A 20,779-nucleotide genomic window follows, 5' to 3' on the forward strand; every position below is an offset into this window, starting at 1 on the left:
TGGTCTTCACGGTGACCCTGACGCCGCCGGCGAACAGCGACGTGGACGTCCTGGGCACGCTGGTGAGTGACCTCTCGGTCTCGGCGACGGCGAAGGACGGTGTCCTGGTGTCGGCGCCGAGCAGCCCGGTGGCCATCGACATCGACGTGGACGCGGTGGCAGATGGTGGTGTCGGCGTCACCACGGGTGGTTATGGCACCTCCACGAACGGCGCGGTGGTCGATCTCGATCTGACCTTCGATGCTCAGGGCGGCAACGTGGCCAACCCGTTGGGTGACTTGTACAACGGTGGTGGTTTCGACGCCGACGGCTCCGAGAAGGTAACCGAGGTAAAGGTGACGTTGAGCGGCAGTCCGGCGATCGCCAACGATACCGACGCCAACCTGCTCTTCGACGGTGGCTTCGGCGGCTCGGTTTCGCACAGCGCCGGCAGCCTGGAGTGGACCTTCACGGGGACCCAGGCTGAGCTCGACACCCTGGTGGAATCGCTGCAGGTCGATCCGCGTGATGACTACGAGGGTACGGTCTCGGTGAAAATCGACGTGACGACCACCGAGGCGGCGACGGAACTGGGCGGCGGTTCAGCGGGCCCGGCCGACGTCGAGTGCGACGACAGCGATAACGAGGTGACGGAAACCTTCATTTTCGACGTCGAGGCCGAAGCGGAAGTAACGCTTCTGGGCCAGATCGTAATCAACGAGGTCGGCCTGGGCGTCGGCACGTCGATCGAAAAGAGCGGCGGCAACGTCAACCCGGTGAACACGGAGCAGAACTACATCGAGATCCGCAACGTCACCGACAACGCCATCGGCACCTCCGAGGTCAAGTCGCTCGACATCGAGATCATCGGCAATGACGGGGTCACCGTCATCACCATCAACCTCAATACTGCCTCGGGCGGCAGCATCGGCATTCCGGCCAAGGGCTTCCTCACCATCTACGAGGACGGCACCTGGGCGACGGCGACGCCGAACGGCAGCGTCCAGCAGACCGGCACCTATACCACCCCGAGCGCCTATACGACGCCGGGCTCGGTCTGGGGCGTCGGCGACGACACCTCCGAGCAGATCGGCGTCAACTTGACGCAGAACAATGGCTCTGTGGACCTGCTGGTTGCCAACGGCGTCGACAAGACGCTGTTTACCGGCGGAGCCTCCGGCTGGACCGGCGCCGGCAGCGGTTCTACGAACGCCCAGTTGCTGATGGCTTCCATGCTTGGCAACGAGACCTTCTCGGGCCTGATCGGCGATCAGGACAGCTTGCTGGCCGCGATCGGCCGCTCGGACATCGCGATCGACGACACGCCTTCGACCGACGACGAGGTCACACGGATCTTCTCCCGCGTCTTTGCGAGTGAGGATTCGGGCGGCGATCATCCGGGCGATGCCTATCCGATCGACACCAATCAGGAGCTCGACTGGACGACTAACAACCAGCCGACTGAGTTGGCCTACAACAATGACGACCTGCCGGCGCCGGGTGTTGACGATCTGAACCCGCAGGACGACTCAGACGATCTGAACCCCGCGCAGGGTGCGGGCACCAACGGCGAGGACGCGGGCCAGACGGTCATCGACGTCAGCGAAGGCGGTGAGGCCGATGCCGATATCGACGAGACGTCCGACGACCTTCTGGTTGGCGGGCGCGGCCAGGACTTCCTCTTCGGCGACAACGACGCCAACACCCTGCAGGGCGGCGACCACAACGACTTCCTCTTCGGCGACCAGGGCGATGACCGCCTGGAAGGCGAGAAGGGAGCGGATCTGCTGGTCGACGTGGATGGCGAAGACGTCCTGATCGGCGGTGCCGGCGACGATGTGCTGATCGGCGGCGAGGAGCGGCTGAGCGGCGATGTGGCGGTGGCCGATACTTCCGGCGACCTGCTGGTCGGCGACAACATCATCGAGGGCGAGGTCCCGACCTTCAACGTGGTCTACGTCATGGACGTTTCCGGCTCCATGTCCTGGGACTTCGCCGGCAACGAGCCCGGCGATCCGGGCTTCACCCCGCCGACCCGTCTGGATCTGGCCAAGGAAGCCTTCCTGACCCTGAACCAGCAGATCATCGATGCCGGTTTTGCCGGGGTCGTGAACATCAAGGTCGTTCCCTTCAGCAGCTCGGGAGTGGATTCAACCAGCCTCGAGTTCGCCCGGGCGGACGACCCGAACCTGGCGGCGGAGATCAACGCCCTGACGGCCAACGGCGCCACCGAGTACGAGAGCCCGCTGCAGATCGCCGCTGACTGGTTGACCGACGATATCGGCGGTGGCGTCGAGCGTCACGTCGGCTCGGAAAACTTCATCTTCTTCCTCAGTGACGGCGGCGACAACTCCGGTTACAACCCCTCGGCCGGCCTGCAGAACGATCTCTACAACGGCGGGATCTCCAACCTCTCTATCGAAGCCTTCGGCTTCGGTGCGCCGGGCGGTTCGGATTTCGTGCCGGACGAATTGGATCGGGTGGAGACCAACTCCACTGGGCCGACCAGCGGTGCCGACTTCGCGACCATCGTCGACGATGTCAGCAAGATCCAACAGATCTTCTCCGGCATCTCCCTGACCGACGAGAACTTTGGCGAGGATGTGATCCTGGGCGGCAGCGGCGGCGACATGATCTTCGGTGATACCCTGGTGGTGGATCCGGGCTTCATGGGTACCGATGCGGCCTATGCCCAGATGGTCTTCAACGACATCGAGGGGCCGGCCCTGCGTCTGCCGCTCGACACCATCGGCCTGTCCGATTGGATCGAGGGCGGAGCCGGCAACGACAGCATCATGGGTCAGGCCGGCGACGACACGATTGCCGGCCAGGAAGGCGACGACGTCGTCTATGGCGGCGACGGTGAGGATGTGGTGATCCACACGCTCTCCGAGGAGACGGGGCCGAACGGCAACCACTACGACGGCGGCCGCGGCATCGACAAGCTGGTGCTGAACCTGACGGCGGCGGAGGCGGGCAACGCCACCATCGCTCAGGCGGTGCAGGATCTGGCGGCTTTCATCGCGGCCAACAGCGATCCTTCCTCGATCAGCGGCAGCGGTGCCTTGGGCAGCTTTGCGGTCCTCGGCCTCGAGGTGCGTAACTTCGAGGAGCTGGAAGTCCTGGTCGACGGCGCGCCGATCCCGCCGAATGCCGACAACTTCACGCTGGTGACCAACCAGTCGACACCCTTCGACGTGGACGAGAGCTACATCGCCCACTTCGGCGACGACGGCATCGGCGGTCCGGTGAGCCTCAACAGCGTGGCCGGCTCGGCCAGCTACAGCGCGCCGGACGTGACCGTGAACGGCGGATTCACCTACGTGGTCGAGAACGGCAACATGACGGTGAGCGCACCGGGCACGGTGACCCTGGTCGACGACAGCAACGACAACACGTTGGAGGGCACGACCGGCCGCGATCTGATCATCGGCAAGTCGGTCGCTCCGGCGGACAACGTCACCGTCACCGGCGCGGTTGCCGAGGGCTCGACCTTCAGCACGGGCAATGACCAGTTCAGCTTCACCCTGTCGACGGCAGTGCCGGGGCTTTCGATCACTCAGATCGTCATCGACCTGGGGAATGCGGGTGATTTCGATCCGGGCGACAAGGACTTCACCACCGGGCCGAGCAATACCGTTGGTGGGACGAGCTCTGCGGTGACGGATGGGGACTCGACGCTGACCATCACCATTCCCGCGGGGAACTTCGCCAGCGGCAATACCCTGACCTTCGGGATCGATACCGACGATGCGAACGCAGACCTCGACCATGGCATCGACTTCGGAGAAGAGGACATCCCGGTCACCATCACCCTCAGCGATGGCACGGTCCTCAACGGCACCTATGTGGTGGACGGCTCCGCGTCTTCCCTGACCATCACCGGGGTGGCGGAATCGACGCTCGACCATCTGGAACTCCTGGGGCTGGCCGGTGACGACGTCCTGCTGGGCGGCGATCTGGACGATACCCTGGACGGCGGCGCCGGAGACGATCTGCTGAACGGCGGTGCCGGCGACGACGTGTTGACCGGCGGTGCCGATGCCGACACCTTCGCCTTCGTCTACGGCGGTGGTTTCGAGGTCGACACGGTCACCGACTTCAATACAGGCGACGGGGATGTCATCGATCTCTCCAGCTTGCTGAGCGGTGTCTCCGCCAATCCGGACGGGGCCGAACTGGACAACTACCTGACCTTCAGCACTTCCGGCGGTGACACCATCATCGATATCGAGACCGACGGTTCCGCCGGCTTCAACGACTTCCGGATCGTCCTGGAGAACGTGGATCTGACCAACGGCGGGGCGTTGGGCACGGACGAGGACGTCATCAACGCGCTGCTCAACAGCGGTAACCTGGTGGTCTGAGGCTGATCTCAGCCCGGCGGCCCCGGCGGCCGGGAGGTAACTGCAGAAGGGCCCCCCTCTCTGAGGGGGGCCCTTTTCTCATGCGAATCCAGTGGGCCGCCCGCTGCGCTCGGTGCCCTGCCAAGTGGCCTGGGAGCCGGCGCCGTGAGCCCGGCGGCCGCGCCCCGGGACAGCGAAACCGGGCGGCAAGACTGGCGCAGCGAGATTGGACGTGAAGGCGTTCGGCCTTGGCACCCCAATCGCGTCTTTGGTTTGGGGGCCGACGGTTAACCGTGCCGATTAATCCTTAATTAACCGTATTCATTAAGGAGCATGAACGAAATACACGTAGATTTTTACCGAATAATTTTCAACTAAAGAGGGTAACTTTAACCTTTGGGGGTATAAATCTTAACCCTTTTTGTGATTTTCGCCCGAATGTTTCAGGAAACTCATACATAATACAATAGGTTTTAACGGAAGTTTCCTTGCTATTACCACAGGCTTTGCACAAACTGCGCCCAATTGGATTAAGCGGGACCAGGGTGCCGCCCTAGCGTATTGCGCGCTTAGGCACCCAGCCTGGTCATAACGGAGGAAGAAAATGACGGACGATCTCACCCGCGGTTACGAGAGTCAGGACGACAACGTGACCGAGTCCGCCGAGGCGACGATTTCTGAAACTGGTACCCAGAGCAGCGCCGCCATGGTTGGTCAGGCCGGCGAAGCCATTGTCGTGAGCCGACCGGCTCCGGGCCAGACCGTTGAGATCCAGGCTGCCGCCGGGCAGACCTATGTGCTGAACTTCGCCCCGGGCGAGGCGCAGGTCCAGGTGCAGGGCGACAACTTCATTCTCGCCTTCGACGACAACGGAGACGGCACCCCGGACAGCCAGATCGTCTTCAACGACTTGGTGAATGTGGTCGATGCGGGTGAGGCACCGACTTTCCAGGTCGCCGGCGTCGACATCGACTCCACCGTCCTTCTGAATCAGGCTCTGGCGCTTGCGGGTGAGCAGCCGGACCTGACGGACGTGGCGGCCGGTCCGGGCGCGACCGGCGGTGGCGGGTCCACCTACGACGATAATCTGGGCGACATTCTCGATCTGTTGTCGGCGCAGGGTGTGATCCCGCCGGTCGAGCTTCAGTTCGGCCTCATCAACCTCGAGCCCGATCCCATCCTCCTGGCGCCGGACTTCCCGCCGCCGCCGCTGCTGATCAACGAGATCGGCGTGCGCGTCGCGATGAAGATTCCTGGCCTGCCGGGCGAGGCACCGGACCTCATCGATGACGACGAGCAGCAGCAGCTCTTGCTGGTCAAGGAGCGCTACGACGAGTGCGGAGAGGAAGAAGAAGAACTCGACGAATACAATTTCGTCGAGCTGCTGAACAATTCGGGCGCCGTTACGACGACCACGGATCTGGTCGTTGAGATCCTCAATCCCGACGGCACGGTCGTGACCTTCGCGGTGCCGGACGGCATCGACATTCCGGCCAATGGCTTCATCGTTTTCTATCAGCTCTCCGACGCGCAGGACGACGGTACGCCGGGCACCGAGGACATCGTTTTCCGCGTATTCGATTCCGCCGGCAACGTCACCGGCGGCGGTACCCTGGCCGACGAGACGTTCTGGAATCTGGGCGACGACACTACCGATCCCATCGCGGTCAACATCGTCTATCGCCCGGGTGAAGACGTGGACGGCGACCAGTCCGTCGATACCTTCGCGGCGAACCTGACCGAGGCCGAACTCGCCGGCCTGACCAACCCGGACTTCGCGGGCGCGCCGGACGACTTCGGCTCGCCGCTGCTGAACCTGAACTTCGACACTTTCAACGGTCAGTTCACCGGCAACCATCACATCTTCTCGCGCGTCAACACCACCGACACCGACAGCCAGAACGACTGGACCACGAACAACACCCCGACCGACGGTGCGCTGAACAATACCGTGATCGCCATCGACGGCGGTCTCGTGATGAATGAACACGAGGGAATCTTCATCGTCAGCACTGATGGCGAAGTTTCGGTGCTGGTCACTGCGGCTGAGATCTCTGCTCTGACGGGCACCAGCGTCGACTTCAGCAATATGGGGATCGCGGTTGGGCCGGATGGCACGGTGTACTTTACCGACGGCGATTCCGATGCGGTGCTGATGAAGACGCTGAACGGTCCTGTCGAGTTCGTTGCTGAGGAAAGCGACATCACCGCTGTCACTGGCGAAGGTTCGGCCCGGCCGGAAGCTTTGGTGCTGGCTCCCAATGGCCTGCTCTATGTGATCGAAGAGACCAGCAACTCGATTCTTGAAATCGATCCCAGCACGGGCACTGTCTCGGTGCTGACCACCGAAGCCCAGTTCAACGCCTTGGCGGAGCTGGGCAACATTGGCGATATGGCAAGTCTGGTGGTGAGCGCCGACGGCACCACTCTATACCTGGCTTCGGAATTTTCCGGTGACGACGGCATCGTCGCCATCGATATCGCGACGGGCACGCCGACCACGCTGGCGACATCGTCAGACGCAACTCCCGCGTGGACCGATCTCGACGTTTACATGGTCCTGGCGCCCAATGGCGACTTGATCCTGGCTGATGATGGTACCGATACGATTTTCCGGGTCACGCCGGCCGGCACCGTGAGCGTCTTCCTCAGCAGCGCGGAGCTGTCGAGCACCACGGGCGGCTCCGTCGATCTGGAAGGCGGCTTCTGGTTCGATGCCGACGGCAATTTCTACCTTGCCGAGGAAAACAGCGACTCGATCTATAAGTTTTTCTCGACCGACCCGGCGACCGGCGCGGTCGACCCGAATGGCGTCAAGCTGGTCGACGCATTCGAGATCGCCCTTGCGTTGGGCTCGTCCAATCTGGACGGCGGTGCGGTGTCGTTCTCTCAGGTGCTTTCCTTCGTCGATGTGAACCCCTGGGATCCGCTGAACGACGATCTGAACCCGGGCCAGATCAACCCGGATCCGCTGGCCGGGCAGAACTTCCTGCAGGCTGAAGCGGGCGGCGACCTGGTCGAGGGCCGCGGCGGGCCCGACTTCCTGCTGGGCGCCGCCGGCGACGATTCGCTCTACGGCGGTTCGCAGGCTCTCTATCAGCAGCAGCAGCAGAAGGTGCTGGACCAGGCCGAGCAGATTTTCAGCGACGGCGCCGAAGGCGGCGCGGCGTCTCTGTCGCAGCAGCCTTTCTTCAACGACCACAACGATTTCCTCTTCGGCGACGCCGGAGATGACGGAATGTACGGCGGCTCCGGCGGCGACTACATGATCGGCGGCCAGGGCGACGATTCCATGGACGGCGGCACGGGCGACGATCAGATCTATGGCGACGGCTCCGACGAAATCGGCGGCCTGCCCGGCGGCGATCCCAATCACGCTGGCGACGATGCGATTGCCGGCGACGCGCTGAACAACGTCGATTACCGCGACGCGTACAACATCCTCAGCGGCGAGGTGCCGACTTACGTGCCGTACTACGGCGACGCGGCGGCGATCGCCGTTCTGGGCGGCAACGACACCATCATGGCCGGCAACGGCGACGACAAGGTCGGCGGTGATGCGCTGGCCGTTGCCGAAGGCGGCGAAGGCGTGCTTGCCGCGGCCTATTCCGATGACAGCTACGAGCGCCCGGAAGACGGCCTTTACCGTGACGACACGGGCTTCGCCAACGACATCATCTACGGCGAGGAAGGTAACGATTCGATCGGCGGCGACGCCGCGGCGATCTTTGACAACAGCCTCGAAGGCCGTGGCCACGCCACCAGCTACGCGGAGAACGCCGCGGTCTATGGCGATTCCGATGCGCCGGTGGGCGGCGACTACATCGAGGGCGGCACGGGTGAAGACGTGATCGCGGGCGAGGCCCTCTCCGTCATTGGCGATGGCTATGAAGGCTATGCCCGTGCGACGTCCCGGAACTACGCCGAGGAGCATGGTCAAGGCGGCTACGAGGGCTGCGAAGGCTATCCCTTCAATGAAGAGGCAAAAGCCGGCAACGACACCATCATCGGCGATACCAACGTCAGCGGCGGCGGCCTGCTGGGCTTCATTTCCGGCGAGAACGACATCATCGGCGGCGACGCGACAGCGGTGGCCGATGGCGCCGAAGGCGGTGCCTACGCCAACTCGGGCAACTACGGCGGCGCCCATGGTTACGGGCCCGTAGGATATGATGCCGAAGCCGGCAACGACTTCATCGTCGGCGACAAGAGCGTCGAAGGCGCGGGAACCCAGGTGCCGGAAGGTGCTGAAGGGCTTGTGGGCGAGCTGCCGCGTGGCGCCGATATGATCGGCGGCGACGCCGCTGCCGTGGCCGGCGGTTTCGACGGCTACGCTTCTGCCGTTAGCGGCAATTACGGTTGGGCCGGCGGTTACGCTTATAACCTCGACGCCTCTGCCGGTAACGATACGATCATCGGCGACAACCTCCTCAACGGTGGCGAGGGCATCGGCATCGGCGGCAACGATACCATCGGTGGCGACGCCGCTGCTTCGGCGAATGGTGTCTCCGGCGAGGCGTATGCTCGCTCCGGCAACTATGCGTTCGCGGACGGCGGCGAAGGTTATCATTCAGCCTCGGCCGGCAACGACCTCATCTACGGCGACAGCACCGACGCCTTCTATGGCTCCGTCAATGGCGACGACCTGATCGGCGGCGACGCGGCGGCTTCTGCGACAGGTGCGAATGGCTACGCCAGAGCCGAGGCCGTCAACGGCGCCGAAGGTTATGGCGCGTCGGCCGGCAACGACTCGATCTATGCCGATGACGGCTTCCTCGGCGAATACGGCCGGGCGGGCAACGATTCCGTGGGCGGCGATGCCGCCGCGAAGGGCGACGATGCCGATGCGACGGCCACCAACACGGCTTGGTACGGCGCTTCGGCCGGTAACGACGAAATCGAAACCGGGTTCGGCCACGATGTCGTCGCGGGCGATGCCTTGTCGATCAAGACCGGCGACGACCCGGTAAAGAAGCTGCTTGGCGGTACGGCCACGACCAACAACACCGAATACAACGGCAGCTCTGCGGGCAGCGACTCTATTGACTCGGGGCAGGGCAAGGATCTGGTCGGCGGCGATTCCGTCGAGGTGGCGAAGAATGGCTCCGCTCACGCCGAGACCTTCAACCGTTCTTACAGTTCCAGTGGGCAGGCCGGCAACGACCTGATCTACACCCGCAGCGGAGCGGATTCCGTCGGTGGCGGATCGACCGCCTACGGCGAAACCGCGACCGCCGATACGGAGAACCATGCCCATAACGGCGGCTCGGCCGGTAATGACAGCATCCACAGCGGCGCCGGCGACGATCACTTCGCCGGTGATTCCCTGGCGATCAAGACCGGCGACCTGGTTCTGGAAGAAACGGCGACAACCCGCAATACGGTGCACAGCGGCAGCGGCACGGCGGGTGCGGACAAGATCTATGCCGGCCAGGACAACGACATCGGTGCCGGCGATTCGGCTGAATTCGCGACGGGCGACCACGCGACGGCCAATGCCCATACCTACAACACGGCCTTGAGCGCCGGCGGCAATGCCGGCGGCGACCTGATCTATGGCGGCACCGGCAATCCGGCGCACGCTTCCGGCGACGACACCATCTCCGGCGGCTCCCTGGCGCATGGCCATCACGCCAACGCGATGACCGAGAACAAGGCCCGGCCTGACGGGTCGGCCGGCGACGACCGGATCTATGCCGACGGCGATGCGGGCGGCGACGACGTGCTGGCCGGCGATGCCATGGCGATCAGCGACGAAGGCGGCGAGGCCAGTTCGTCTGTCTTCAACGGTGAAGGGCCCCTCGGTATCTACGGGGGCTCGGCCGGCAACGACACCATCTACGGCGGCGGGTTCTCCGAGAACGGCGACCTGATCGCCGGCGAGTCCATGGCGCTGAGCGAGATGTTCGGCGGCTCCGCCGAGGCTTATGGCGACAACTTTGCCGCAATCGGCCGGTCGGGCGACGACGTGATCACCACGGAAGATGGCAACGACACCATCTCCGGCGGCGCGCTGGCGTCCGCCTATGGTCAGGCCTTCGCCGAGCAGGTCAATGAGGCGACCCTGGGCGGCTCGGCCGGCAACGACTGGATCAGCGCCGACGAAGGCGTCTCCGGTGACTACGGCGACGACGAAGTCGCGGGCGATGCGATGGCACGCTCGGAGTCTGCCCTGGCGGATGCGGAGGCGTACAACACCGCTGGCGAATACGGCACGGGCAAGGCCGGCAGCGACACCATCACCGCGGGCGACGGCGAGAACTACTTGGCGGGTGACGCCATGGCTGTCGGCGTGGGCGCGGCGGCGACCGCCGACGCCTATGGCAACAACCTGGCTTACAGCGGCGGCGTCGCGGGCGACGACTCGATCATCGGCGGTGCCGAAGCCGACACCATCTCCGGCGGATCGCAGGCGCGGGCCCAGGATCAGGCGGACGCCCTGCAGAAGAATACCGCAGGCGGCGGCGGCTCGGCCGGCAACGACTCCATTGCGGCCGGCGAAGGCGAGAACGTCGTTGCGGGCGATGCCCAGGCGTTGAGCTCCGCGGGCTCGGCCACGGCCACGGCGCAGAACGTCGCCGGCAACAGCGGCTCCAAGGCCGGTGACGACACCATCACCGCGGGCGACGCCGACGACATCATCTCCGGCGGTGCCCAGGCCCGCGCCAACGACACGGCGACGGCGACCAACACCAACCTGGCCGGCAGCGGTGCCTCGGCGGGCAACGACGACATCACCGCCGACGGTGGTGCCAGCGGCGACGATGTGGTGGCCGGTGACGCCCAGGCGCTCGGCAATGTCGCCATTGCGACCGCCACCAATGGGAACGACACGGTCAACGGCGGTTCGATGGGCAACGACTCCATCGTGACCGGCGGCTTCCATGCGAACGGCGACCGCGCGGCGGGCGAGGCCCAGGGCATTGGCGATACCACGGCCACGGCGACCGGCAGCAACACGGCCGGCAACGGCGGCAAGAGCGGTGACGACACCATCACCTCCGGCGACGGTTGGGACAGCATCTCCGGCGGCGCGCAGGCCATTTCCGGTGGCACCGCCACGGCGACGCAGACCAACGCTGCGGCGGGCGCGAGCTCGGCCAGCGCCGGCAACGACTCGATCGATGCCGGTTCGGGCTTGAACCGCGTTGCCGGCGATGCCCAGGCGATATCCGCCGGCACGGCGACGGCCACCGGTCACAATGCGGCCACGAGCATCAATGCGGAGGCCGGCAACGACTCCATCGTGACCGGCGGCGGTTCGGACTCCGTGTCCGGCGGCGCCCAGGCGATCGTCACTTCGGGTGCCGGCACGGCCTCCGCGTCTCAGACCAACCAAGCGGTCGGCGGCGGCAAGGCCGGCAACGACTCCATTCTCGTCGGGGGAGGCCTCAACAAGGTGGCGGGCGACGCCCAGGCCATCTCCAACGGTGTGGCGACGGCGACCGGCAGCAACACCACCACGGGCTCCGGCAGCTCCGGCAACGACACCATCTGGGGTGGCATCGACGGAGATACGATCTCCGGCGGTGCCCAGGCCATCGGCCGTACGGATGCCACGGCAACCCAGACCAACACGGTGGTGTCCGGCGGATTGTCGAGCGCCGGCAACGACCTGATCTGGGATTTCTCCGGTTCCGCCGCCAACACGGTGGCGGGCGACGCCCAGGCGATCGCAACCGGGGCCGGCGGCACGGCGACGGCCACGGCCAACAACACGACCAGCGCGAACGGCGCCATGGCCGGCAACGACTTTATCTGGATGGGCGGCGGCGCCGACTCCGTGGCCGGTGACGCCATGGCCAAGGGTGACAACACCTCGGCCACGGCCAACAACATGTCGACCCTCGGCACCGCCGGTGTCGACAACCTCCAGCTCGGCGACGGTGCCAATGTGTTCGGCGGCGACGCGCTGACCATCGAGACGGTGGGCGGTTCGACGGCTACGGCGAACAACACCGCCGTCGGCGTCGGCGCGAAAGCCGGCGATGACATCGTCAACGGGGGCATCGACGCAAACACGGGCGCCGGCGATGCGGCGGAGATTTCCGGCGGCGTGGCCAATGCCACGGTGACCAACGACGCCGACAACGGTGGCTTGGCCGGTAACGACCAGATCACGACCATGCTCGGCAACGACGTCCTGTCGGGCGGTTCCTTGGCCGACGGCACGTCCGGCGCTATCGCATTGACCACCAACAATGCCGATACCGGCGGCCGCGCCGGCGGCGATACCATCTCCTCCGGTGACGAGGCCGGCGGCGGCGGCGACGACGTGGCGGGCGACGCCATGGCGATGGCCGACAGCGGGACCATTTCGGCGACGGCGGCGAACACCGCGAACACCGGCGGTTCGGCCGGTGACGACAGCCTCCTGGCTGGCGGCGGCAACGACCGGGTTGCCGGCGAAGCCCTGGCCGAAGGCCAGAACGCCCTGGCCGACGTCGACAACGTGGCGACCTCGACCTCGCTTGCCGGCGCCTCTGCGGGCAGCGACACCATCATCGGCGGTGCCAACAACGATACCGTCTCCGGCGGCGCCCTTGCGGCCGGCATGGCGGCGGTGGCCGATGTGTTCAACAAGGCCGCGGCCTCTCTGGGCTTCGCCAAGGCCGGTAGCGACAGCATCAATCTGGGCACCGGCGGCGAGGAGATCGCCGCGGGCGACGCCCTGGCGACCGGCGAAGCCGGCACGGCGACGGTGATCAACGATGCCTCGGTGACCGGTGGCGGAGCCACTCAGGCCTCCGCGGGCAACGACACCATCGATGCCACCGGCGGCAGCGTCGGCGACATCCTGGCCGGCGACGCGGCGAGCACGGACGTTCTCGGCGGCAATGCGTCGGTGACGAACAAGAGCGTCGCGGACAATGGCGGCACGGCGAGTGCCGGCAGCGACTCGATTGTTTCCGGCAGCGGCGACGATGTCATCTCCGGCGGCGCTCTGGCGGCCGGCGAAGGCGCCCTGGCGTCCGCGACCAACGATGCGAAGGCCGAAGACGGCAGCACCGCCAAGTCCGGTAACGACACCATCAGCTCCGGCAATGGCTCCGATGCGGTGGCGGGCGACGCCATGGCGACGGGCACGGCCGGCCAGGCGAAAGCCGACAACGACGCCAGCGCGACCATCGGGACGGGCAACTTCGCGTCGGCCGGCGACGACCTCATCGATGCCGACGGGGACGCCATCGGCGACCTGCTGGCCGGCGATGCGGCCAGTGTCGCCACCGACGGCGGCGACGCCACGGTGACCAACGACGCCACGGCCGAGAATAGCGGCAACGCGGCTTCGGCGGGCAGCGACGACATCGACGCCGGCGACGGCGACGACACCATCTCCGGCGGCGCGCTGGCGGCGGGTGTCGCCGCGGCCGCGGCCATGGCGGTGACGGCGGGTGCCACGAACACCGCGTCCGCCGATCAGGCGGGGGCTGAGGCCTCTGCCGGCGACGACGATGTCGATGCCGCCGGCGGCGCCAACACGGTGGCCGGTGACGCCCTGACGACCGGCGACTACGGCATTGCCGACGCGACCAACGATGCGACGGCGACCAACGGCGGCACGGCCTCGGCGGGCAGCGACGATCTGTCGGCCGGCGATGGCGACGACACCATGGCGGGTGATGCTCTGGCGACGGGTGACAACGGTGTCGCCAACGCCACCAACACCTCCTCGGCCAGCTCCACCGCTTCGGCGGGCGGCGATGTCATCGACGCCGGCGAAGGCGACAACGTGGTGGCCGGTGACGCCGCTGCGACGGGTGCGGGCGGAACGATCAGCATCCTGAACCAGGCCACGGCCGGTGAAGGTCATGCCCATTCGGGTGACGACGACATCACCACCGGCGACGGCAACGACGTGATTGCCGGTGAGGGCGGCGCCCAGGGCAACGCCTCGGCGACCAACTCGGCGGCCACCAGCGGTGCGTCGGGCACGGCCCATGCCGGCAACGACATCATCTGGGCCGGCAACGGCAACAACGTGGTGTCCGGCGGCGTGGGGAGCCTCTACGGCAACGCCACCATGACCAACGATGCCGACGTTTCCGACTACGGCGGGCAAGCCAATGCCGGCAACGACGAGGTCCGCACCGGTACCGGCGACGACGCCATTGCCGGCGACTCCCTGGTCTTCGACACCAACCTGGGCGGCGACGCCGAGGCCAACAACACCGCCACTGCGGCGGCAGGCGATCTCGGCTTCGGCCTTGCCAAGGCCGGCAACGACCTGCTGGTGGCCGACAAGGGCGATGAGCCCGGCGACTACGGCGACGACATCGTCTCCGGCGACGCGGCGGCCGGCCCGGGTGGCGGCTACGGCACCGAGGGCAACGCCACGGCCAACAACTCGGCCGCGGCGACGCAGGGCGACGCGGGCGTCGGCATTGCCATGGCCGGCAACGACGACATCACGCTCGGCTACGGCGACGACCTCGCCGCGGGCGATGCCCTGACCATGGGCGACTACGGCACCGCAAAGGCCGACAACGACGCCACCGTCGACGCCAACGGCGACGAAGGTGCGGCCGTGGCCCTGGCCGGCAACGACATCATCGATGCCGGTGAAGGCCGCGACGCGGTCGGCGGCGACGCCGTGGCCACGGGTGCCAACGGCAAGGCCCATGCCGACAGCGATGCCAAGGTCGGCAACGAGAACGGCGGCGCCTTCGGTGCGGCCCTGGCGGGCAACGACGTGATCCTGTCGGATGACGGCGGCGACGCCCTGGCCGGCGATGCCTTGTCCCTCGGCCGCTACGGTTCGGCCCTGGCCGAGAACACCGCGGCTGTCATGGGCACCGCTTCCGGCGATGCCAACGTCCTGGGCCTGATCGGTGGCGAGTTCGGTGAGTTCGTCGCGGACGTGCTGAACGAGATCCAGCCGTCCCTGGCGATGGCCGGCAACGACATCATCTACGCCAACTCCTTCGATGATGGCGACGTCATCTCCGGTGACGCCTTGGCGCTGGGCCAACTGGCCGGCGAGGCGCAGGCGGACAACGAGGCCTCGGTCACGAATGGCGAGTACGGCGTGGGCATCGCCCTGGCCGGTAACGACGTCATCCTGGCCGGTGGGGGCGACGACATCATCGTTGGCGACGCAGGCTCCGAGGCTTCCGACGCCACGGCCAACAACCTGGCCTCGGTTGTCGGCGGCGAGAGCGACTCCTACGCTTCCGTGGCTCTGGCGGGCAACGACCTGATCCTCAGCGGCGGTGACGCCGGTGAGGAAGGGGAACTGGTCTCCGGCGACGCGCTGAGCGGCGGCCACGACCATACCGCCTACGCCAACAACGACGCCACGGTGACCGACGGCGGCAACACCTACGTCAACGCGGCGATTGCCGGCAGCGACCTGATCGTGACCGGCGACGGCGGCGACGTCATCTCCGGCGGCTCCCTGGCCACCGGTAACGGCGCCACGGCCGACACCGACAATGACGCCGGTGTCACCGTCGATGGCGGGCTGGGTCTCGACCTGGCCATGGCCGGCGACGACATCATCGACGCGGGTGCAGGCAACAACCTGGTGGCCGGCGACGCGCTGGCGACCGGCGACTACGGCTCGATCCCGACGGCCACGGCGGACAACACCGCGACGACCTCGTACTACTCGGCGGATGGTGGCGAAGGCGGAGCGATCTCCTCTGCCGGCGATGACGGCATCGGCTCGCCCTTCGCCGGGCTTCTTGGGCCCAACACCACCGGCCGCGGCTACGCGCTGGCCGAGGTGGCGATGGGTCTCGGGGTCAGCTATTCCGACGCGATGTTGGCGCTTGCCGGCATCTCCTACATCTCGGATGGACTGATCAACGGCGGTGGCGGCAACGACACCATCTCCGGCGACGCTCTGGTGTCTGGCGAGTTTGGCGAGGCGACGACCACCAATTCGGCGACCACCAACGCGACCATCGAAGGCGGCGAGGACTCCGGTCCGGAGTTCGCGGTCTCCTCGGCCGGCAACGATGCCATCGATGCGGGTGGCGGCGACAACCTGATCGCCGGCGATGCGATGACGTCTAACCGGGACGGCGGCAACGCGACCGTGAGCAACACGGCAACGGCCAGCGGCCAGGCCTCCGGCATCACGCCGATGGGCATTCCGGATGCCTTCGCAGCCGCTGGCAGCGACGCTATCGAAGCCGGTAACGGCAACGACACCATCTCCGGTGGCGCCTTGGCCGCCAGCGACTACGGCATGGCGAGCGCCACCAACACGGCAACGACCACGGGCAGCCTGCTCGACGCCGATGGCCAGCTCAATATCGTCTCGATTGCGGGCAACGACTCCATCGATGCCGGCGGCGGCAACGACACCGTTGCCGGCGACGCCCTGGCCACCGGCAAGGGCGGCACCGCGGAGGCGATGAACATCTCCTCGACCAACGTGGTGGGCTTCGAGAACGAGGCCAATGGGGCCTTCTTCCACTCCGGTGCGGGCAACGACCTGATCTACGGCGGCGAGGGGATCAACATCCTGGTCGGCGATGCGGCCGCGTCGCACTACTACGGCGGCGATGCCACGGCGACCAACGACGCCACGGTCGACGGTGCCGAGGGGCTGTCGGAAGCCGGCAACGACGGCATCTACGCCACGAGCGCGCAGAGTGCCTGGAACTACGTCTCCGGCGATGTCTACACCGGCGGCGAGGAAACGCTCGCCCAGGCCAACAACACCGCCCACTCCTACGGTTACGATGGCGTGGCGAGTGCCGGCAGCGACGAGATCGAGCTGCAGGGCACGGCGAGCGACTGGGTTGCCGGCGATGCCATGGTCGCGGCCCTTAACTCGACGGCCGAGACCAACAACACGGCAATCGCCACCGGGGTGTCGACCGACGCCATCGCCGGTGACGACGAGATCGACCTTGTGACGGCTTCCTACAGCACGGTGGCTGGTGAGTCGCTGACGCGGAGCGCCGGCAGCACGGCCGACGTGGAGAACACGGCGACGGCGAGCGAGTTCAGCACAGCCTCCGCCGGCAGCGATGTGATCGAGACCGGGTTCTATGCCGACAAGGTCTCCGGCGGCGCCCTTGCCGCGGGTTCCGGGAGCGATGCGGTCATCGTCAACTCGGCGACGGCTTCCGGCAACGGCGCTGCCCATGCCGGTGGTGACGACATCACGACCGGCGAAGGTGCGGATACGGTGGCGGGCGATGCCCTGGCCATCGGCTCCAACGGCACGGCGACTTCGACCAATACGGCGTCGGCGACCGACTCCGGCTTGGCTCGCGCCGGCAACGACACCATCGCGGCGGGCCACTACGGGGATCTGATCTCCGGCGACGCCATGACGTCTCACCTGAACGGCGGCAACGCCACGGCCAACAATACGGCCACGGCGAACAGCGCCAACAGCTCGGCCCAGGCCGGCAACGACCTGATCTACGGCGGCAACGAAGGGCAGACCGAGGGTGGTTGGGGTAACGACACCATCGCCGGCGACGCCCTGACGGTGGCCGACGAGACCAATGCCGAGGCCCGGAACACGGCGGTGAACAACGTCAAGGGCGGCGAAGCCTCCGCCGGCGACGATGTCATCTTCGCGGCCGAGGGCACCCACTGGGTCGGCGGCGACGCCGTCACCCTGGGCGACTACGGTGTCTCGGAGGCCATCAACCTGGCGTCCGGCGCCGGGGCTTCCGCGGGCAACGACCTCATCCAGGTCGGCGACAATCCGCAGAACCTCAACATCCTCGGTGAGGGCAGCGAAGGTCTCTGTGCCGGTGCGCCGGGCTCCTACATCGCCGGCGATGCGCTGGCGACCGGGGACTACGGCGATGCCTACGCCACCAACACCGCGCTGCTGCTGGGCGGCAACGAGAACGGCGATCACAAGGCCGGCAACGACACGATCACTGCCGGTGACGGCGGTCATGTCATCGCCGGTGACGCCCTCACGACCGGCCGCGACGGCCTGGCCTCGGTCAACAACAACTCCGGCAACCTCAACGCCGCGGCTCTGGCCATCGTCGGCAGCGACTTGATCGTTTCGGGTGCCGGTGACGACCTGATCTCCGGTGACGCCCTGGCGCTCAACGGCGGGACGGCGGCCTTGACCAGCGATGGCGACTCGGCGCCCTTCGGCTCCAGTGTCAGCAACGACACGATCCAGGCCGGCGCCGGCGACGACATCATCGCCGGTGACGCCCTGGCGGTCGGTGCGGGCGGTCTGGCCGTCATCAACGGGGCCGGCGACGACTCGATCGACGGTGGGGCCGGTGACGACCTCATCGCGGGCGACGCCCTGGGCCTCTGCGGTGCGGACACGCAGGTCGATGACGACGAGGATGTCGGCAACGACACCATCCTGGGCGGCAGCGGCAACGACACCATCTTCGGCGACACCAACGATCCGGGTGAGAGCGAAGGCGGCGACGACGTGATCTACGCCGGCGACGACGATGACCTGGTCTACGGCGGCGGCGGTGACGACTACATCGACGGCGGTTCGGGTTCGGACCTGCTGTTCGGTGGCGCCGGCATCGACACGCTGGTCGGCGGCGAGGGCAGCAAGGACACCCTCTACGGTGGCGAAGACGGCGACGTGATGTATGGCGATACCTACGGTAACGTCTATGGCGTCAACGGCGACGACGACTTCCTCTACGGCGAGGGCGGCAGCGACACCATGTACGGTGGCGGCGGCAACGACGTCCTCTACGGTGGCGAAGGCAACGACACCATGTACGGCGGTGCCGGCGACGATGCCTTCTACGTCACCGAGACCGGCGACGTGGTCTACGGCGGCGACGGCATCGACACCATCTATGCCGACCTCAGCGTCGACCTGGGCAGCCTGCAGTTCTACGACGTGGAGAACGTCATCCTGCTCGGGGCCGGCCCGGGGAACATCCTCGGCAACTCGCTGAACAACCACCTGGTCGGCAATGCCGGTGAGAACGACATCTACGGCTTCGGCGGCGAGGATACCCTCGAAGGCCAGGGCGCGGATGACGGCCTCTACGGCGGCGACGACAACGACACCCTCTACGGCGGCGACGGTAACGACTACCTCGACGGCGGCAACGGTGCGGACTACATGAACGGCGGCAACGACAACGACTACTACGTCGTGAACGAGGCCGGCGATCAGGTGGACGAGACCGGCGGTTCCGGCGACGACACCGTCGAATCCTCCATCGACTACGATCTGCGGGTCGATCCGGCCGGCGACGTGGTCGGCGGTGACGTCGAGAACCTGATCCTGACCGGCGGCGCCGTCTACGGGACGGGCAACGCTCTCGACAACCGGATCGTGGGCAACGCCAACAACAACGTCTTGGACGGTTTGGCGGGGGCCGACACCATGGAGGGCGGCCTCGGCGACGATACCTACTTTGTCGACGAGATCGGCGATGTGGTGATCGAGGCCGCGGCTGAGGGTACCGACACCGTGAACTCCCTGATCACCTACGTCCTGGGCGCCAACGTCGAGAACCTGGACCTGATCGGAGCGGGTGACAAAGACGGTACGGGCAACGGCCTCGACAACGTCATCCTGGGGAACTCCGGTGCCAACATCCTCTCGGGTCTGGCCGGCAACGACACCCTGAATGGCCACGAAGGGGACGACAGCCTGCTGGGCGGTGACGGCAACGACTCGCTGATCGGCGGTATCGGCAACGATACCCTGGACGGCGGCTCCAACACCGGCGCCGGCGACACCATGGAAGGCGGTGACGGCAACGACACCTACATCGTCGACAGCTTCGCTGATGTAGTGGTCGAGGCTCCGGGTGAGGGTACGGACACGGTCCATAGCTCCGTCTCCTTCACCTTGGGTACAGATGTTGAGAACCTGACCCTGACCGGCGGCACGGCCGTGACGGGCACCGGTAACGCCGGTGGCAACATCATCACCGGTAACAACATCAGCAACGTGCTGGATGGCCAGGGTGGTGCTGACACCATCATCGGCGGTGACGGCGACGACACCCTAAAGGGTGGCTCGGGTGACGACAGCCTGAGCGGCGGCCTGGGTGACGACACCTTCTACTTCGATACGATGGCGAACGGTGAGGCTGACGTCATTACCGACTTCGACCTCTTCCCGGGTCAGACAGATCTTCTCGATCTGCGAGATCTGCTCGCCAATGGTGGAAATGCGCCGGGTGACGAGCTTGGTTCGACGTTGGATGATTACCTCAGCTTCGACACCACGACCACGCCGGGCACCACGATCATTACGATCGATGACAACGGCAGCGCCGGCGGCGGTAATGTCTCGACGATCACCCTGCAGGGCACGGATGTCTCCGGTCTGGGTGTCTCGGATGAAGACATCATCAATGCTCTGATTACTCAGGGGAACCTGGACGCTCTCTAAGAGCAGCGCTTTTACGGGGTCAAGACCCTCGGGGCCCGGCGGAAAACCGCCGGGCCCTTTTTCTTTGCGCGTCCGGTGAACGGCGTGGAGCTGGCGGCCCATCCTTCGAGACGGGCCTTCGGCC

2 protein-coding genes are annotated in these 20,779 nt (G+C 66.4%); both read left to right on the forward strand.

What is annotated here, in order from left to right; all coding sequences use genetic code 11:
- The coding region (locus tag AAFN88_RS21730; RefSeq protein ID WP_347522878.1) for a type I secretion C-terminal target domain-containing protein at positions 1-4,346 on the forward strand (4,346 nt) is incomplete at its 5' end.
- Positions 4,347-4,929: 583 nt separating this feature from the next.
- Complete coding sequence (locus AAFN88_RS21735; RefSeq protein ID WP_347522880.1) at positions 4,930-20,655, forward strand: type I secretion C-terminal target domain-containing protein; 15,726 nt, start codon at positions 4,930-4,932, stop codon at positions 20,653-20,655.
- Positions 20,656-20,779 lie beyond the last annotated feature (124 nt).

This window comes from Pelagibius sp. CAU 1746 (genome assembly GCF_039839785.1).
In the GTDB taxonomy this organism is placed as follows: Bacteria; Pseudomonadota; Alphaproteobacteria; order Kiloniellales; family Kiloniellaceae; genus Pelagibius.